We start from the raw sequence: 17,972 nt of genomic DNA on the forward strand, positions 1-17,972 counted from the left end.
AGGGTCGGGGTGAGGGGCCCTTTCCGCGAACCGTGTTCGTGGAGGCAGCCCCTGACCCGGATCGCTCCGCGATCCGACCTCTCCCCGCAAGCGGGGCTAGGTGAAGAAGACCGACGCGGCGATCTCGATCGACGCGCTTACTCCAACGTGGACCGCTCATGGCCTTCTATGTCGTCCAGTTCCTGACCGGTCTTGCCAGCGCGGCGGCGCTGTTCCTGGTCGCTTCGGGTCTGTCGATCATCTTCGGCGTGACGCGGATCGTGAATTTCGCGCATGGCGCGTTCTATATGCTCGGCGCCTATGTCGCCTTCACGCTGACCGAGCGCCTCGAAGGTGCGTTCGGCTTCTGGGGCGGCATCGTCGTTGCCGCGTTGGCCGTTGCTGCCATCGGCGTGCTGGTCGAGATGGTGCTGCTGCGCCGGATCTACCATTCGCCGGAGCTGTTCCAGTTGCTCGCCACCTTCGGCCTGACGCTGATGGTCGAGGATCTCGTGGTGCTGATCTGGGGGCCGGACGATCTGGTCGGTCGCCGCGCGCCGGGCTTCAAGGGCGCGATCGATTTCTTCGGCCAGAATATTCCGAGCTACGACCTGTTCCTGATCGTGCTCGGGCCGGTCGTGCTCGGTGTCCTCTGGCTCCTGTTCCAGCGCACCCGCTGGGGTGTGCTGGTGCGCGCCGCGACGCAGGATCGCGACATGGTCGCAGCGCTCGGCGTCAATCAGAAATGGCTGTTCACCAGCGTGTTCGCGCTCGGCGTCTTCCTCGCCGCGCTCGGCGGCGCGCTGCAGATCCCGCGCGACGCGGTCAACCATGCGATGGATCTGCGTGTCATCGTCGAGGTCTTCGTCGTGGTCGTGATCGGCGGGCTCGGCAGCATCATCGGCGCCTTTGTCGCGGCGGTGCTGGTGTCGGAGCTCAACGCCTTCGGCATCCTGATCTTCCCGAAGATCTCCATTATCCTGGTGTTCCTCGTGATGGCGGTGGTGCTGATCGTCCGGCCGTGGGGCCTGTTCGGCAAGCCGGAGGCGCCGGCGCGGCGCACACCGGGCCTCACCGTTAATCCATGGCGGCCGCTGACGACGAATGAACGGCTTGCCGCGATCGCGGTGCTTATTGTCGCGGCTGCGCTGCCGTTCGTCGCCGGCAACTACATGCTCACCGTCGGCTCGGAGATCGCGATCTTCGTGATCTTCGCGGTCAGCCTGCACTTCCTGATGTCGGTCGGCGGGCTCGCGTCGTTCGGCCATGCCGCCTATTTCGGTCTCGGCGCCTATGGCGTGGCGCTGCTTGCCAAGATGGCCGGCCTGCCGATGATCGCCTGCCTGCTGCTCGGCCCGCTGCTGGGATTGTTGGGCGCGGCCGTGTTCGGCTTCTTCGCGGTGCAGCTTTCGGGGGTCTATTTCGCGATGCTGACGCTGGCCTTTGCCCAGATCGTCTGGTCGATCGCGTTCCAGTGGGTGTCGGTGACCGGCGGCGACAACGGCATTCTCGGCGTCTGGCCGGAAAAATGGGCGGCGAGCCCGTCGCATTTCTACTGGCTGTCGCTCGGCATCGCCGCGCTCGCGGTCGTGATCCTGCGCATCATCGTGTTCTCGCCGTTCGGATTTGCGCTGCGCGCCACGCGCGATTCTCCTCTGCGCAGCGAAGCCATCGGCATCAACGGCAAGCGCATCCAGTGGACCGCCTTCGTGATCGCGGGCACGGTCGCCGGCCTCGCCGGTGCGCTGTTCGCCTATCTCAAGGGCAGCGTCTTCCCTGATAACATGGGCATCTCGCTGTCGGTCGATGCGCTGGTCATGGTGCTGCTCGGCGGTGTCGAGACGGTGTCGGGCGCGGTGGTCGGCGCCATCGTCTACAAGGCGCTCAACATCTGGCTGGTCAGCCAGACCGATCTCTCCAAGCTGGTGCTTGGCGGCTTCGTCGTGCTGATCGTGGTCGCCTTCCCGAAGGGCATTGTCGGCACGCTGGCGACGTTCATGCATCGCCGCCGCAAATCCGCATCGTCGGCATCGCCGTTGCTGACCTCCCATATCGAGACCGCCGAATGAGCCCGGTCCCCACATTGCTGTCGGTCGAGGGGCTGACCAAATCCTATGGCGGCGTGCATGCCGTGCGCGGCGTCTCGTTCGAACTGCGCGCCGGGGAGATCCTGGCGCTGATCGGGCCGAACGGCGCGGGCAAGAGCACCTGCTTCGACATGCTCAACGGCCAGAACACTCCCGATAGCGGCCGGATCCGCGTGCTGGGCGCGGACACCACCGGCAAGAAGCCGCGTGTGATCTGGCGCATGGGGGTCGGCCGCACCTTCCAGATCGCGGCGACATTTCCGACCATGACGGTGCGCGAGAACGTGCAGGTCGCGCTGGTGTCGCATGGCGGGCAATTGTTCAATCTGTGGGCCTCGACCGCGAGGCAGGCACGCGACGAGGCCGGGCGGCTGCTCGACCTGGTCGGCATGGGCGCCTATGCGGAGCGGCCCTGCGGCGAGCTCGCCTATGGCGACGTCAAGCGGCTGGAGCTTGCGATCGCGCTCGCCAACCAGCCGAAGCTGCTGCTGATGGACGAGCCGACCGCCGGCATGGCGCCGCGCGAGCGCGTCGAGCTGATGCAGCTGACTGCGCGGATTGCGCGCGAGCACTCGATCGGTGTGCTGTTCACCGAGCACGACATGGACGTGGTATTCGAACATGCCGACCGCATCCTGGTGCTCAACCGCGGCAGCCTGATCGCCGAAGGCTCGCCCGAGGAGGTCCGCGGCAATGCCCAGGTGCGGGCAATCTATCTCGGCGAAGGCCTCGTCTACGACGCCCGGCACCGCGAGGGAGCATCCGCATGAAGCTCACGGTGAAGGATCTCAACAGCTTCTACGGCCCGGCGCATATCCTGTTCGACATCGCGCTCGAGGTCGGCGAGGGCGAGGTGGTCGCATTGCTCGGCCGCAACGGCGCCGGCAAGTCGACCACGTTTCGCTCGATCGTCGGGCTGGTCGACAACCGCTCCGGCCGCGTCATGTTCGAGGGCAGGGACGTCTCGGAGCTGCCGACGCATGCGATCGTGCGCGGCGGGCTCGGCTATGTACCGGAGGAGCGGCGCATTTTCACTGATCTCACGGTCGAGGAAAACCTCGAAGTCGGCCGCCAGCCGAAGCGGCCCAATGCGCCCCAATGGGATCGTGACAAGCTGTTCAAGCTGTTCCCCAATCTCGGCGAAATGCGCGGCCGGCCCGGCGGACGCATGAGCGGCGGCGAGCAGCAGATGCTGACGATTGCGCGCACCCTGATGGGCAATCCGTCGCTGGTGTTGCTCGATGAGCCGTCGGAAGGCCTGTCGCCGAAGATCGTCGAGCAGATGGTCGATGCGATCCTGGCGATGAAGAAGGAGGGCGTCAGCATCGTCGTCTCCGAGCAGAATTTGCATTTCGCCCGGTTGATCTCGGATCGCGCCTACATCATCGAGCGCGGCCGGATCTGTTTTGGCGGCACCATGGCGGAACTCGATGCGCGTCCGGATATCCGCGACGCGCATCTGTCGCTGTAAATGGCAGGATAGGACGATGGCAAGGAGTGCTGTACAGAAGCGAAACGTCAAGGCGGCCAAGCCGGGCTATGTACTGGACGAGCAAATCGGTTTCATCCTGCGCCAGGTGTGGCAACGCCACGCCATGATCTTTGCCCGCGAGATCGGCATCAACCTGACGCCGACGCAATGGGCGGCGCTGTCGAAGCTGTCCGAGGTTGGGCCGTGCTCGCAGAACCAGCTCGGGCGGTTGACCTCGATGGACGTCGCGACCATCAAGGGCGTGATCGATCGCCTAACCGCGCGCGGCCTGACCGAGACCTCGCCCGATCCCGACGACGGCCGACGGCTGATGGTCAGCCTCACGCGCGCCGGCCAGCAGATGGCCGATAAGGCCGCGCCGAATGCGCTCGTGATCTCCAAGGAGACGCTGGCGCCGCTCGACGCCAAGGAGCGCGAGACGCTGATCGCGCTGCTCGGCAGGTTGCGCTGACAAAAGTCTAGGACGTCACCCTTGGGGAGCCGCGCGGAGCGCGGCGTCTCGAAGGGTCAACGGCCCCGCTGCTGCCGCGGACCGTGCGTCCTTCGAGGCACGCTCGCGCGTGCGCATCCAGCGACAACGGCGAAGCCGTTGCGCGGGGGTGATGGTGATCTATCGCTCGTTTACTTCGCCACGATCTCCGGCACCTTGCCCGCGGGCGGCGTGTTGCGGCTGCGCTGGGTGCGGACGATGCCGTCGATGACGGTCATGCCGATGCCCGGAAGATCGCCCAGCTGAACGCTCTCCAGGATGTTCTTGCCCGGCGAGTGCTGCGCCTTGTCCATCAGCACGAAATCGGCGGAGCGGCCGACCTCGATCAGGCCGCAATCGAGCTCGCGCATCCGCGCGGTGTTGCCGGTCGCGAGGCAGAATGCCAGCTCGGCGGGCAGCTCGCCGAGCGAGGACAATAGCGAGACCATCCGCAAGATGCCGAGCGGCTGCACGCCCGAGCCGGCCGGCGCGTCGGTGCCGAGGATGACGCGGTGCAGATCGCCCATCTCGCGCGCGATGCGCAGCGTGAACAGCGCCGAGCGCTCATTGCCATTATGCACCAGCTCGAGCCCGCGCTTGCAGCCCTCGCAGATGCAGCGGATCTGGTCGTCGGGCAGCGCGGTGTGGCCGCCATTGATGTGGCCGATCACATCGGTGTCGGCTTCCAGCACCACGTCCTTGTCGATCAGGCCGGAGCCGGGGATCGAGGGACCACCGGTGTGGATCGTGCTTTGAATGCCGTATTTGCGCGCCCAGCCGACCATCTTGCGCGCGGTGGGACCGTCCTTGACGCCGCCGAGCCCGACCTCGCCGAGCAGCTTGACGCCGGCGGCGGCCATTTCCTTGAAGTCGTCCTCTACCATCTCGCATTCGATGACGGGCGCGCCGGCATGCACCTTCACGCCGCCCGGACGCAGCGTCCAGAACGCGCGCTGCGCGAAGATCGCCATCGCCTTTAGTCCGACCACGTCGCGCGGCCGGCCCGGCATATGCACTTCGCCGGCGGAGATCATGGTGGTGACGCCGCCATGCAGATAGCTGTCGATCCAGTTGGTCTGGTTCTGCCGCGGCGTCCAATCGCCGGCGACGGGATGGACGTGGCTGTCGATCAGGCCGGGCGCGACCGTCGTGCCGTTGGCATCAACGGTCGTGGTGGCGCCTTCGGTGTCGACATCTTTGAAGCGGCCGATCGCAGTGATCCTGCCGTTCTCGGCGACGATGGTATCGGCATCCAGGATCGGCTTCTCCAGGGCTCCCGACAGCAGTAGCCCGATATTGCGGATCACCAGTTTGCTGGGGCCGGTGGCCTGGGGCGCGTCGTGAGCCATGGGTGTTTTCCTTCTGTTTCTGCCGAAATTGCCCAGGAATTTGAGCCCGGCTTGACTTTTCGATCAAGCCGGATTATTCGTTTGTATACGAATGATCGTATACAAACGATCCGGCCGGTCAACGGGGCTCAGGTCCTTACCCGCCAGCACAAATCGGGGATTGGTGCGATGAGCAATTTCAACCAGGAAAGCGTCCTCAGCGTTCACCACTGGACCGACACGCTGTTCTCCTTCAAAACCACCCGCAATCCGTCGTTCCGCTTCCGCAACGGCGAGTTCACCATGATCGGGCTCAAGGTCGGCGAGAAGCCGCTGCTGCGCGCCTACAGCGTCGCCAGCGCGAATTACGAGGACACGCTGGAGTTCTTCTCGATCAAGGTTCCGGACGGCCCGCTGACCTCGCGTCTTCAGCATCTCAAGGAAGGCGACGAGATCATCGTCAGCCGCAAGGCCACCGGAACGCTGGTCATCGACAACCTCGAGGACGGCCGCAACCTCTATCTGATCGGCACCGGCACCGGCCTCGCGCCGTTCCTCAGCGTGATCAAGGATCCCGAGACCTATGACCGCTTCGAGAAGGTCGTGCTGCTGCACGGCTGCCGCCGCGTCAAGGAACTCGCCTATGGCGAGATGATCGCCGAGAAGCTGCCGCAGGACGAACTGATCGGCGAGCTGGTGTGCGATCAACTGATCTATTACCCGACCGTGACGCGCGATCCGTTCCGCAACCGCGGCCGCATCACCGACCTCATCACCTCGGGCAAGCTGTTCGCCGACATCGGTCTGCCGGCGCTCGATGCCGCGGATGACCGCGTCATGATCTGCGGTTCGCCGGCGCTGGTCGCCGACACCCGCACGCTGCTGGGCGGCCGCGGCTTCGTCGAAGGCAATCACGGCGAACCCGCGCAGTTCGTGGTCGAGAAGGCGTTCGCCGAGCGCTAAGCGAGCGAGCTCTAGCCCCTCATGGTGAGGAGCGCGGCACGCGCGTCTCCAACCATGAGGCCGCACTCGGGCCTCGTCCTTCGAGACGCTTGCTCCGCAAGCTCCTCAGGATGAGGTAAGAGATCGCCCCGAGCCATCCAATTCAAGGCCTGACCGCCGGCGTCTCGATCGGCATGCCGCGCGACCGCGACATCAGATAGAGCTCGAGCTCGACCAGTTCGGGCGAACCGTAGTCGTAAGCCTGCGCGCGGATGCCGGTGATGCAGGCGCGCAGCCGCCGCTGCAACGACCCGAGCGCTTGCCATTCCAGCCGGTACAGCGGATAGCCGGTCGGCTGCGCTTGCGTGATCGCGCTTCCCGCGAGCTTCTTGTCCCAATTGTCGTCGTGGCAGTTGGTGCAGCCGAGATTGAGCTGGCCCTGCCGCTGCATGAACAGCGCGTGGCCCTTCTCGACGAACGGCGCCAGCTCCGGATCGTCGCCGGCCGCGATCGGCATGCCGCGTGATTGCTGTGCGACGTAGGCGGTCAGCGCCAGCAGCTCGCGGCTTTCATAGGCGAAGGGCGCTGCCTGCTGGTGATTGGTGCGGCAGAGGTTGATCCGCCCTTCGAGATCGACCGGCTTTCCCAGCGTCTTCTCGAAGGCCGGGTAATGTGCTGCCACGCCCTTCATGCTGACGCGCGCATCATTGTGGCAGTCGGCGCAGGCCTTGTCCGCTCCGCCCACCTTGCGCTTCCAAAGGGCCTCGCCGTCGAGCACAGCGAGCATCCCGGGATTGGCGGTGTCCTCGTCCTGCATCGCCTTGGTGTCCGCGCTCATGAAGCTGTAGCCGGAACGGCGTTCGGCCTGCGGAATCTCGGTGGCGAGCGCCGCGCCCGCCATCGCCGTCAGCAGCGCGATGCAGACCGCAATCCTCATTCGACCGTGATCGAAGCCTGCGCGGTCTCCGAAAACCCCTTGTCGCCGATCCACTCGAACTCGAACTTGCCGCTCTCGGTGACGGCAGTGAAGAAGGTGATGAACGGATTGGCCGCAATCGCAGGAAACAGATCGGCGCGGAACACCTCCGTGCCGTTGAAGCGGCAGATGAAGCTCGTGATGATGTCGCGCGGCACAACGCCGCCCGACGCGGTGTGGCGATAGCCGGTCTCCATGATATGCGACATCAGCGTCTTGATCTCGATGAGGTCGCCACGCCTGGCCTTGGCCGGCACGTTGATCAGGGCCGACGGCATCAGATCGCCTCCTCGGTACAGGCGGCGAGCGTCACCACGACGTCTGCGGTCGCCGACCAGAACGTGTCGTCGGAGAGCCGTGCGATGGCGGTGACCTTCTGGCTGTCGGCGAGGCGGATGCGGGTCGATACCTGGGCGCGCCCGGCGCGCGGCCCGAGATAGAAATTGCCGATGTTCGGCTGCGGATTCTTCTCGTTGAAGACGTGGATGCTCTTCACATACTCGTCCGCCGTCATCGGGCTCGCGACGCTGACCGTCATCGGCACCGTGTTGCCGTTCTCGACCAGCGGCGGAATGTCGAGCTTGACCTTGCCGATCCGCACATTGGCTTCGCCGACCACATTGCGGATCGCCGCCGACAGCATCGCCGGTGTGGCGTCCGCCGGGTGGACGATCACGGTCGGGACGGTGCCCAGCACGGCGGCGGCACCGCCGGCGAGGCTCAGGAATGTCCGGCGAGAGGGGTGGTTGGAATCCGCCATCGTTTGTCCTAATTCCTCAGCGTGACCAGATAGGCCACGATATCCTCGATCTGCTCCGCCGACAGAATCGGCTTGCCGCGCCATGATGGGGCGACGCGCGCGAGCCCGTCGACGCGATAATAGGACGGCATGATCGTCGCCGCATTGAGATGCGATGCATCGACCAGCCGGAGCCGCAACTGTCCTTCCGACCAGCGGCTGCCGGTGCCCGCGAGGTTCGGCGCGAGGTCGCCCTGGAACGCCTGCTCGGGAAATGGGCCGCTATGACAGAGGATGCAAGTAGAGGAACGCTCGACGATCAGTGCACGGCCACGGGGGGCGTCGCCTTTGGTTCCCGTCAGCGGTTGCGGAATCGCATCGCCGACCACGGTGTACGGCCGCAGTTCCTCGGCGCCGGCCGTGCAGGAGGCTGCGAACAGTCCCGCGGCGAGCAATGTCGTGAGGGCGAGCCTAGCCAAAGGCGTCTCCCGTGATGCTCCTGAACCAGTCGACCGCCTGATCGGCTTCGCGCTGGCGCACCTCACGCGAGGCGTCGACCGGGCTCGTGGTCACCTCAGTCTCGGCATATTGATCTTCCTTCGGCTGATAGATGCCCTTCAACGAGAACGCGTAGCCCGGCGCGACCGTGTTGTAGCAGGCGCCATCGAGCCGCGGTGTCTCCGGCGCCTTGCCCGCAAGAGAGTTGGCGATCGCTGCCGCGCAGGCCCGGCCTTGCGCCGCCGCCGCGGAGGCGGATTTCGGAATGCCACCGGCGATCGCGGCGTCACCGATGACGTGGATATTTGGCACCAGCTTGGAGGCAAAGCTGACCGGATCGATCGGGCACCAGCCGGTGTGGTCGGCGGCGCCAGCGATCTCCGCGATGCGGCCGGCGCGCTGCGGCGGGATCACATTGGCGACCGCCGCGGTATAGTTGCCGAAGTCGGTGACGATTTCATTCGTCGCCGGATTGACCGACGTGACGCGCCCGCCTTGCGACAACGCGATCCGTTCGATCATGCCGGGATAGAGCTCCGCCCAGGCTTTCTCGAACAGCTTCTGTTGCGAATAATTGTCCTTGGCGTCGAGCACCAGGATCTTCGAGCGCGGCTTGTTCGTCTTCAGGTAATGCGCAATCAGGCTGGCGCGCTCGTAAGGCGCCGGCGGACAGCGCAGCGGCGCGGCCGGCACCGCGATCACGACGAGGCCGCCGTCGTCCATGGCCTCGAGCTGCTTGCGCAGCAGCACGGTCTGCTCGCCGGCCTTCCAGGCGTGCGGCATCTTTGCGGCGGCCGCCTCGTCATAGCCTGGCAGGGCGTCGAAGCGCATGTCGATGCCGGGGGCCAGCACAAGCCGGTCATAGGAGAGCGTTGTGCCGTCGGAAAGCGCGACGGTGCGCGCCTGCGCATCGACCTTCGTGGCCGCCTGTGCGGCAACGGTGACGCCGTCGGCTGCAACCTTGTCGTAGGTGAATTGCTGCGCGGAGAGTTCGCGCAGACCTGCGATCACCTCGTTGCTGAACGGGCAGGCGGTGAAGGTCTTGTTCGGCTCGATCAGCGTCACCTGAAGCTTGGCGTTGAGCCGCCGCAGCGCCCGCGCGCACGCCGTGCCGCCGAAGCCGCCGCCGATCACCGCGATGCGCGGGGCGGCTTGCGCCAGTGCCGGACGCGCCAGCGCCGCCGCTGCGACGACAGCGGCGCCGCGGATCACATCCCTGCGCGTCTGATGACGCGTGACGGCCATGCACGGGAATCCGGAAAAAGGAAGCGGCAGCCGGTCGGGGCCGCCGCTTCTGGTTTGATCAGGCGAAAGAGATGTTCTGGTTGCGCAGCGGGAAGCTGCGGATGCGCTTTCCCGTCGCCGCGAAATAGGCGTTGAGCACCGCCGGCGCCGCAACGCCGATGGTCGGCTCGCCGACGCCGCCCCAGAACCCGCCGCTCGGCACCATCACCGCTTCCACCTTCGGCATTTCGTTGATGCGCATCGAGTTGTAGGTGTCGAAATTGGTCTGCTCGATGCGGCCGTCCTTCACGGTGCAGCCGCCGTAGAACAGTGCGCTCAGCCCGTAGACGAAGGAGCCCGCGATCTGCCGCTCTACCTGCGCCGGATTGACGACATAGCCGGGGTCGGTGGAGGCGACGATGCGATGCACCTTGATCTTGCTGCCGTCGGTCACCGAGATCTCGGCGGCGCCGGCAACATAACTGCCATAGCCCATCACCTGCGCGATGCCGCGATAGACGCCCTGCGGTGCCGGCGTGCCCCAGCCGATCTTCTCGGCCACGGCGTTGAGCACGGCGAGATGCTTGGGGTGCTTGCCCATCAGCTTGCGGCGGAATTCGAGCGGGTCCTGGCCGGCAGCCTGGGCCAACTCGTCCATGAAGCATTCCATGTAGATCGCGTTGTGATTGACGTTGACGCCGCGCCAGAACCCCGGCGGAACGTGCGGGTTGCGCATCGCATGCTCGACGAGCAAATTCGGCACCGAATAGCCGATCGCGGCCTCGCCGGATTGCGCGACGCCCTGGAATGCGGCGGGGTCCATGCCGTTCTGCAGCGCTTCCGGGCGCACCGAGAACAGGATGGATTGACCCGACAGCCGGTAGTGGAGCGCGACCAGGTTGTTGTCGGCATCGAACGCGCCGGTCAGCTTGCACTGCGTCACCGGGTGATACTTGCCGTGCTGCATGTCCTCCTCGCGCGACCACAACAACTTGATCGGCGTACCCGGCATCTGCTTGGCGATCGCTACCGCCTGGCGGACATAGTCGGTCATGCCGCGCCGGCCGAAGCCGCCGCCGAGCATCAGCTTGTGCACGTCGACCTTCTCGGCCGGCAGGCCGGAGGCCTCGAGCGCGGCCGCGAACGCCGCTTCGCCATTCTGCGTGCCGCACCACACCTCGCATTTGTCCGCCGTGTAGAGCGCGGTGGCGTTCATCGGCTCCATCGTGGCGTGGTTCTGGTAGGGATAGCTGTAGACCGCCTCGACCTTCTTGGCGGCGCCTGATATCGCCGCCTTGGCGTCGCCGTTCTGGTTGCCGACATAGGCCGGCTGCGCATTGTCGAGACCTTCGGCGAGCCACTTCGCGATCGTCTCGCTGGAGACCTTTGCGTTGTCGCCTTCGTCCCAGACGATCGGCAGCGCGTCCAGCGCAGTCTTGGCGTGCCACCAGGTGTCGGCGACGACGGCAACCGCGCTGTCGCCGACCTGCACCACTTTCTTGACGCCCTTCATGCCGGCGATCTTGGCTTCGTCAAAGCTCTTCAGCTTGCCGCCGAACACCGGGCAGTCCTTGATCGCGGCGTTCAGCATGCCCGGCAGCTTGACGTCGATGCCATAGGTCATTTTGCCGGTGGTCTTGTCCACGGTATCGAGCCGCTTCAGGCCCTTGCCGGCGATGGTCCAGTCCTTCGGATCCTTGAGCTTGACGTCGGCCGGCGGCTCGAGCTTGGCGGCGGCTTCCGCAACCTTGCCGTAGGTCGTGGTCTTGCCCGAGGGCGTGTGGGTGATGACGCTGTTCGCCGCCTTGCATTCCGCGGCCGGCACCTTCCACTCATTCGCCGCAGCCTGGATCAGCATCACGCGCGCGGTGGCGCCGCCCTTGCGGACATAGTCTTGCGAACTGCGGATACCGCGGCTGCCGCCGGTGGAGAAATCGCCCCAGGCGCGCTTGCGGGCGACACTCTGGCCCGGCGTCGGATATTCGGTGGTGACCTTCGACCAGTCGCATTCGAGTTCTTCAGCGACGAGCTGGGCGAGGCCGGTGAGCGTGCCCTGGCCCATCTCCGAGCGGGCGATGCGGATCACCACGGTGTCGTCGGGCCGGATCACGACCCAGGCGTTGACTTCAGGCGCGTTGACTTCAGGCGCACCGTCGGCCGCGCGCACCACGGAGGGGCCGCCGAACGGCAGGTCGAGGCCGAGCGCGAGACCGGCGCCGGCGGTTGCCGTGCCGATCACGAAGGCGCGGCGATTGAGCCTTGAAGAGAGCTTTGGCATGACGTGCTGGTTCATCACTGCCTCCTTACGCGTTCGCGGCGGCATGGATCGCCTCGCGCACCTGCTGGAAGGTGCCGCAACGGCAGATATTGGTGATGGCGTCGTTGATGTCGTCGTCGGTCGGCTTCGGGTTGTCCTTCAAGAGCGCCGCCACGGCCATGATCATGCCGCTCTGGCAATAGCCGCATTGCGGCACGTCGTTCGCGATCCAGGCGAGCTGCACCTTGTGCATCACGCCGCCCGCCGCGAGACCCTCGATGGTGGTGATGTCCTTGCCGGCCGTTTCGCCGACTGTGACGCCGCAGGCGCGCATCGCGACGCCGTCGACATGCACGGTGCAGGCGCCGCATTGTGCGATGCCGCAGCCGTATTTGGTCCCCGTCAGTCCGACATTCTCGCGAATCGCCCACAGCAGGGGCGTGTCGTCCTCGACCTCTACGTCGATTGTCTTGCCGTTGATTTTGAGGTTTGCCATCGCTTTCCCCTGAATGGTCCAATCCTCCGATCGGACTTCAGCGCGATGTTGGCCTTGAATCTGGAACGGTTCAAATCAAGAAAACGCGTTTGCGGCGCGGAAGAAAGTTGATGGCGCGGTGTTTGGTCGCGCCCGCGCGCGCAACATGCTTGTCATGTCTTCTGCCCTGAAGCGACCGCCAGGCGCAGGAAGCTCATGACGCTGCCGAGCGCGGCAAATCCAGCACCCAGCGCCAGCGCGACGGTCGCACCCTCGCGGTCGGCCAATGCGAAGCAGAGCGCGGCGAGCGCAGCCCCGGTGGTCTGCCCGGTCAGCCGCGCGGTCGCAACGATGCCGCTGGCGCTGCCGCTGCGATGCGGCGGGGCGCTCGACATGATCGCCTTCATGTTGGGGGTCTGGAAGAAGCCGAAGCCGATGCCGCAGATCATGGTGCGCCAGACGATGTTGGCGATGCCGGGCTCGGTCGGCAGGGTCGCCAGCAGCACCATGCCAAGCCCGAGCAGCAGCATGCCGATGCCGCCGAGGATGCCGGCCGGATAGCGATCCGACAGCCGGCCGCCGATCGGCGCCATGAAGGCGACCACCAATGGCCAGGGCGTCATGAAGAAGCCGGTCTCGACCTGCGAGCGGTGCAGTATGTCCTCGAAGTAGAACGGCAGCGACACGAAGGCGAGGCCCTGCACGGCGAATGAGCAGACGGCGGTCGCGGCCGACAGCGCGAAGATCGGCCGGCGGAACAGGTCGATCGGCAGCATCGGCGCCGGATGATCGGCATGCCGCCGGGTGAGGATCCAGCCGAACAACAGCGCGCCGACGAGCTCTGCGATCACCAGCGCCGGCGCGGTCTTGTGGGCGGCGCTGCCGATGCCGATGATGAAGAGGCCGAGGCAGGCGCAGGCCAGCGCCGCGCCGGCGAAGTCGAAGGCGTGGGTGGCGCGCGGCGTCTTCGGCAGCGTCTTGATGCCGATCAGCAATGCGACGACGCCGAAGGGAATGTTGACGGCGAACAGCCAGGGCCATGGACCGAGCGCGAGGATCCCGGAGGCGATCGTCGGCCCGAGCGTAAAGGCGGTCGCGACCACGAGCGCATTGTGGCCGAAGCCGCGGCCGAGCATCCGGCTCGGATAAACGAACCGCACCAGCGCGGTGTTGACGCTCATCAAGCCGCTGGCGCCGAGCCCTTGCAGGGTGCGCGCGACCAGCAAGCTTGGCAGCGACCACGCCAGTGCACAGCCGAGCGACGCCAATGTGAACAGCAGGAGGCCGCCGAGATAGATCCGCTGGTGGCCGACGATTTCGCCGAGCGCGCCGAGCGGCAGCAGCGTCGCGACCAAGGCGATCTGATAGACATTGACGACCCAGACCACTTCCGCAGGGCTGACATGCAGATCGTTGGCGATCGCCGGCAGCGCGATGTTGGCGATCGCGGTATCGAGCGAGGCCATCGCCAGCGCCGTGAAGATCGCGGCCACCGCCCAGCGCCGCCGTTCCCAGGGAAGTCCATCGGTGATCGGCGCAGCGGCCGCGCCTGATATCGGGGTCTTCTCGAGCATGTCTGAAATTGTCTCCGGGGTCGCCATGTACTACGCCGGCATCCTGTTCCCCAGCCGCGCCATTGCATGATGCGTATGCGAAGCGGCCGGGAGGGCGCACCGGCGGTCTGTAGCCGAGGACGACCTCGCGGAGCTTCTTCGCTTTTTCAGAATTTAACTTGACACCTGACCCAACTCAGATGTTCAATGCATCCGTCTCACCCGATCGAGGGGCGCTTCGCGGTCGTCACGAACGTGGGTCGAGATGCGGTGGACGCTGCGCGTGGTACTGACGAGCACACGCAAGGCGGACGGGGAAGTCGTGTGGTCCTGACGCCCTAGTGGTAGGTGTCTCCCGCGAGATGCGAAGCATCTTCGCGAGACGGTGACAAAAAAGCCAAGTCTCGCCGGGGAGAGCACGAAGTAAGCCGTAAGCCATCGCGCAGGGAAAGCCGGATTGCTCCGGTTACACCTGTGGTCCTACCCCCGAGCTTTCTACCCTTTGCTCGGGGCCCATGGGTGCGATCGGCACCCGGCTTTCCCTGCGCCCTCTGCGAAGAGGAGAGGGTCAAACGAAGAGCAAAGCTCGGGCAATTCTTGTCGCGAGAGCACGAAGCTGCGTCCTCATCCACACCTGTCATCGCCCGGCTTGCCGCCTTCGCTAAAGCTCCGGCGTGCCAGGGATTCGCGGCCTCGTCGAAGCCTTGGCGTAGACGGGACCGGGCGATCCAGTACGCCACGGCCTCTCGGCTCAAGCACAGACGTCTCTGGAATACTGGATCACCCGCTTTTACCCCAAATGCGCATTGTTGCGCGACGCTGAGGCGACGATCTCGTTCATCATTAAAATGCGGTGGTTACGGGTCCTGGGCCTTCGCCAGGACTTCAACAATGAGTCCCGCCAGCAACCTCCGCCGCGGAGTATGGGTCCCTGCTTTCCGCAGGGACGACACCGAGATTGTGGCGCGTGAGCGCGATCAATCGAATTCGCGTTCCCGCGCTGCGTCACAGAATCGCGCCGAAGCGACTTTCGGATAGCTTGCGTCACAGTCGCGATCGACTACGCTTGGCATACAAGCAGGCCCGGCGACAGATCGGGCCGCAAGAGGGAAGCGCGCATTGCACGGACAGGCCGACCGGCGCAGCGAAGCCATGCGAAGCGCCAGCGAGGGAACCCGGCGCCGCGCATTTACTGGCCTCTGGGTCGGGGCATTGCTCACGATCCTCACCTTTCTGGTCATCTATCCCGTTTTCATGCTGCTGCTCGGCGCGCTCACCGACACCAATCCGGTGGTCGACGGCATCCGTCTCAGCCTGAGCCATTTGTCGATCGCCAATTTCCTCGCCGTGCTGGCCAATCCGAATGTCGGGGAGGCGCTGCTCAACACGCTGCTTGCCTGCGGCGGCGGCACCGTCATCGCGGTCGCGATCGGGCTGTTGTTCTCCTGGATCGTCGTTCGCACCAATACGCCGTTCAAGGGCTTCATCGCCGCGGCCAGCATCCTGCCGCTGTTCGCGCCGCCGCTGGTGGCCGGCGTGGCCTGGGCCATCCTCGGCTCGCCGAAGACCGGTCTGATCAACACGATGTTCAAGTGGATGGGCTCGGACCTGCGCATCGATCTCTATTCGATGTGGGGCCTGGTGTTCGTGTTCGGCATCTACTACGCGCCCTATGTCTACATGTTCACCTCGTCGGCGCTGCGCAACATGGATCCGAGCCTGGAGGAGGCTGCGGAAATCTCCGGCGCCAGCGCGTTCGCCACTCTGTTCACGGTGACATTCCCGCTGATCATGCCGGCGATCGTCTCGGGCATGCTGCTGTCGTTCATCGTGATGCTCGGCATCTATGGCATCCCGGCGGTGCTCGGCGCACCGACCAACCTGAACGTGCTCACGACCTACATTTTCAAGCTCACCAACTGGTCGCCGCCGCTCTACAACACAGCAGCGGCAGTCGCGATCATCCTGACGGTGGTCACGGGGCTTCTGGTCTATCTCCAGCAGAAATTGCTGAGCGGGCGCAGCTACACCATCGTCGCCGGCAAGGCGTTCCGGCCGCGCAGCCTCGATCTCGGACCGTGGCGCTGGCTCACCTTCGCGCTCGGGGTCGTCTATCTGCTCATTGTGGTGGTGCTGCCGTCGCTGGCGCTGATCGTCGCCGCTTTCCGCAAGTTCATGTTCATCCGCGACGCCGCGAGCCTGTTCGACATGCGGCAGTACTCGCTGATGCATTTCGAGAGCATCTTCGACAATCCGCTGACGATGAGGTCGATCTACAACGCGGTCGAGGTCGGTATCATCACGGCTGTGGTCGGTGGCGCGCTGGCCTTTGCGATCGGCTACACCATCCATCGCACCCGCGTCAGCGGGCGCGGCGCCATCGACCTGATCTCGACGCTGCCGGTCGCGATCCCCGGGCTCGTGGTCGGCGTCGCCTATCTCTGGGCCTGGATCGGCGTGCCCGGCGGGCTCTACGGCACGATCTGGATCCTCGCGCTCGCCTTCATCGCGCGCTTCATGCCCGACACCGTGAAGGCGCTGTCGACCTCGTTCCTGCAGATCCATCGCGAGCTCGAGGAGGCCGCCTGGGTCTGCGGCCGGGGCATGCTCGGCACCATCAGGACGATCGTGCTGCCGCTGGCGCGGCCGGGCGTGCTGGCGTCGATGACGCTGCTGTTCGTGCTGGCGATCCGCGAACTCGGCTCGTCGCTGTTCCTTTACACCAGCAACACCATGGTGATGTCGGTGCTGCTGCTCGACTATTACGAGGGCGGCAATATCGGAAAGACCGCAGCCTTCAGCCTGGTGCAGACGGTGCTGCTCGGCGTTCTGATCGGCGGCGCCAACTGGCTGTCGCGCGGGTCCGCGCAGCGCAATGTGGCGCGAACCGGATAACAATGAACAAGGGAAGGATTGGCGATGGATAGACGGACCTTCACCACACTGGCCTTGGCGGGTGTGGCAACGCTTGCGCTGGCGCCGGCCGCACGGGCGCAGGAGTTCGGCTCGGCGGAATTGATCGCGGCCGCGAAGGCCGAAGGCAAGCTCGTCTTCTACACCGCGAATTTCGCCGAGATCGAGCAGCAGGTGATCAAGGCCTTCAACAAGCGTTTTCCCGAGATCAAAGTCGAGATGGTCCGCGCGCCCGGTGGCCAGCTCATCACCCGCGTGAAGACGGAGGCCGCCGCCGGCAAGCTGATCGCCGACGTCGTCGACCACTCCGATCGCGCGCTCATGCAGCCGCTGGAGGATCTGTTCCAGGACTACGCGCCGCCGAACGCAGCCGATTACGATCCCAACGCGCTGATCTCGCCAAAATACTGGCCGCGCGCGACCATCGCATGGTCGATCGCCTACAACACCGAGCTGGTGAAGGATCCGCCGAAATCCTGGATGGACCTGACCAAGCCGCGATATGACAAGTTGATCGGACAGGTGTTCGCGCAGTCCGGCGGCACGACCTGGACACGGATCATGTTCGAACGCCAGGTGCTCGGCGAAGACTACTGGGCCAAGCAGGCCGCGACCCATCCGGTGCTCTATCCCTCCGGCGCGCCGACGGCCGATGCCCTGGTGCGCGGCGAGATCGCAATCGCGCCGCTGCTCTACAACGTGGTCTACCAGAAGAAGAAGGACGGCGCGCCGATCGAGATTTTCTTTCCGCCCGAAGGCGCCCCGGTCAACCCTTACGCGACCGGCATTCCGAAGACGGCTGCCCATCCCAATGCAGCAAAGCTGTTCCTGAACTGGTGCCTGTCGAAGGAAGGACAGACCTTCATGATCAAGGAGCTCGGCAATCTCACATCCTTGAAGGAGCCGCCGGCGTATCCGGAGGGGTTCGATCCGAAGAAGGTCAAGCTCTGGTATCCGAACTTCGACCAGTACGTGAAGCTGCACGCGGCGTGGGTGGCGGACTGGGACAAGATTTTCGGTTACCGGCAATAGGCTGATGG

The 17,972-nt window shown here is 65.3% G+C and carries 16 protein-coding genes; 7 read left to right on the top strand and 9 right to left on the bottom strand.

The genetic code is table 11. The annotated features are described in order from the left end of the window. The first annotated feature begins 158 nt into the window (after nt 1-158). The 4 genes from ABIB78_RS26120 to ABIB78_RS26135 are packed head-to-tail and all read left to right on the top strand — an operon-like array spanning nt 159 to nt 4,009. Nucleotides 159-2,048, top strand: a complete 1,890-nt coding sequence (locus ABIB78_RS26120) for an ABC transporter permease (RefSeq protein WP_429029464.1) — start codon at nt 159-161, stop codon at nt 2,046-2,048. After that, nucleotides 2,045-2,836: an ABC transporter ATP-binding protein gene (locus ABIB78_RS26125; protein ID WP_429029465.1), complete on the top strand. Its 792-nt coding sequence runs from the start codon at nt 2,045-2,047 to the stop codon at nt 2,834-2,836. Before ABIB78_RS26120 ends, ABIB78_RS26125 begins: the two co-directional genes overlap by 4 nt. Continuing rightward, nucleotides 2,833-3,537 carry an ABC transporter ATP-binding protein gene (locus ABIB78_RS26130; RefSeq protein WP_429029466.1) on the top strand — a complete coding sequence of 235 codons (705 nt, stop codon included), beginning with the start codon at nt 2,833-2,835 and terminating at the stop codon, nt 3,535-3,537. Before ABIB78_RS26125 ends, ABIB78_RS26130 begins: the two co-directional genes overlap by 4 nt. 16 nt (nt 3,538-3,553) lie before the next feature. Beyond that, the gene (locus ABIB78_RS26135) at nt 3,554-4,009 is read left to right on the top strand and encodes a MarR family winged helix-turn-helix transcriptional regulator (protein ID WP_429029467.1); all 456 of its coding nucleotides are present in this window, start codon (nt 3,554-3,556) and stop codon (nt 4,007-4,009) included. 170 nt (nt 4,010-4,179) lie between these two features. Here ABIB78_RS26135 and ABIB78_RS26140 read toward each other — a convergent pair whose 3' ends face one another. Further along, nucleotides 4,180-5,376: an amidohydrolase family protein gene (locus ABIB78_RS26140; protein WP_429029468.1), complete on the bottom strand. Its 1,197-nt coding sequence runs from the start codon at nt 5,374-5,376 to the stop codon at nt 4,180-4,182. Between the two features lie 168 nt (nt 5,377-5,544). Here ABIB78_RS26140 and ABIB78_RS26145 point away from each other — a divergent pair, with 168 nt between their 5' ends. Next, nucleotides 5,545-6,318 carry a ferredoxin--NADP reductase gene (locus tag ABIB78_RS26145; protein ID WP_429029469.1) on the top strand — a complete coding sequence of 258 codons (774 nt, stop codon included), beginning with the start codon at nt 5,545-5,547 and terminating at the stop codon, nt 6,316-6,318. A 142-nt stretch (nt 6,319-6,460) separates the two neighbouring features. Here ABIB78_RS26145 and soxA read toward each other — a convergent pair whose 3' ends face one another. From soxA to ABIB78_RS26185, 8 genes are all read right to left on the bottom strand, one after another. Then, the gene (gene soxA, locus ABIB78_RS26150) at nt 6,461-7,234 is read right to left on the bottom strand and encodes a sulfur oxidation c-type cytochrome SoxA (RefSeq protein WP_429029470.1); all 774 of its coding nucleotides are present in this window, start codon (nt 7,232-7,234) and stop codon (nt 6,461-6,463) included. Then, nucleotides 7,231-7,551 (bottom strand): thiosulfate oxidation carrier complex protein SoxZ, encoded by a 321-nt coding sequence (gene soxZ / locus ABIB78_RS26155; protein WP_429029471.1) that lies wholly within the window; start codon nt 7,549-7,551, stop codon nt 7,231-7,233. The genes soxA and soxZ overlap by 4 nt, the downstream gene beginning before the upstream one ends. Continuing rightward, nucleotides 7,551-8,033, bottom strand: a complete 483-nt coding sequence (locus tag ABIB78_RS26160) for a SoxY-related AACIE arm protein (RefSeq protein WP_429029472.1) — start codon at nt 8,031-8,033, stop codon at nt 7,551-7,553. Before ABIB78_RS26160 ends, soxZ begins: the two co-directional genes overlap by 1 nt. Nucleotides 8,034-8,041: 8 nt before the next feature. Continuing rightward, nucleotides 8,042-8,491: a sulfur oxidation c-type cytochrome SoxX gene (soxX, locus tag ABIB78_RS26165; protein WP_429029473.1), complete on the bottom strand. Its 450-nt coding sequence runs from the start codon at nt 8,489-8,491 to the stop codon at nt 8,042-8,044. Further along, nucleotides 8,484-9,755 (bottom strand): FAD-dependent oxidoreductase, encoded by a 1,272-nt coding sequence (locus ABIB78_RS26170; RefSeq protein WP_429029474.1) that lies wholly within the window; start codon nt 9,753-9,755, stop codon nt 8,484-8,486. The genes soxX and ABIB78_RS26170 overlap by 8 nt, the downstream gene beginning before the upstream one ends. A 58-nt stretch (nt 9,756-9,813) precedes the next feature. Further along, nucleotides 9,814-12,027: a molybdopterin cofactor-binding domain-containing protein gene (locus ABIB78_RS26175; RefSeq protein ID WP_429029475.1), complete on the bottom strand. Its 2,214-nt coding sequence runs from the start codon at nt 12,025-12,027 to the stop codon at nt 9,814-9,816. A gap of 10 nt (nt 12,028-12,037) precedes the next feature. After that, nucleotides 12,038-12,487, bottom strand: a complete 450-nt coding sequence (locus ABIB78_RS26180; RefSeq protein ID WP_429029476.1) for a (2Fe-2S)-binding protein — start codon at nt 12,485-12,487, stop codon at nt 12,038-12,040. A 152-nt stretch (nt 12,488-12,639) separates the two neighbouring features. Then, nucleotides 12,640-14,040, bottom strand: a complete 1,401-nt coding sequence (locus ABIB78_RS26185; RefSeq protein WP_429029477.1) for an MFS transporter — start codon at nt 14,038-14,040, stop codon at nt 12,640-12,642. A 1,131-nt stretch (nt 14,041-15,171) separates the two neighbouring features. On the opposite strand from ABIB78_RS26185, the gene ABIB78_RS26190 reads away from it, so the two are divergent. Further along, complete coding sequence (locus ABIB78_RS26190) at nt 15,172-16,914, top strand: ABC transporter permease (protein WP_429029478.1); 1,743 nt, start codon at nt 15,172-15,174, stop codon at nt 16,912-16,914. A gap of 24 nt (nt 16,915-16,938) precedes the next feature. After that, complete coding sequence (locus tag ABIB78_RS26195; protein ID WP_429029479.1) at nt 16,939-17,964, top strand: ABC transporter substrate-binding protein; 1,026 nt, start codon at nt 16,939-16,941, stop codon at nt 17,962-17,964. Nucleotides 17,965-17,972 lie beyond the last annotated feature (8 nt).

The sequence above is a fragment of the Bradyrhizobium sp. I1.14.4 genome (genome assembly GCF_050435825.1).
Classification (GTDB): domain Bacteria; phylum Pseudomonadota; class Alphaproteobacteria; order Rhizobiales; family Xanthobacteraceae; genus Bradyrhizobium.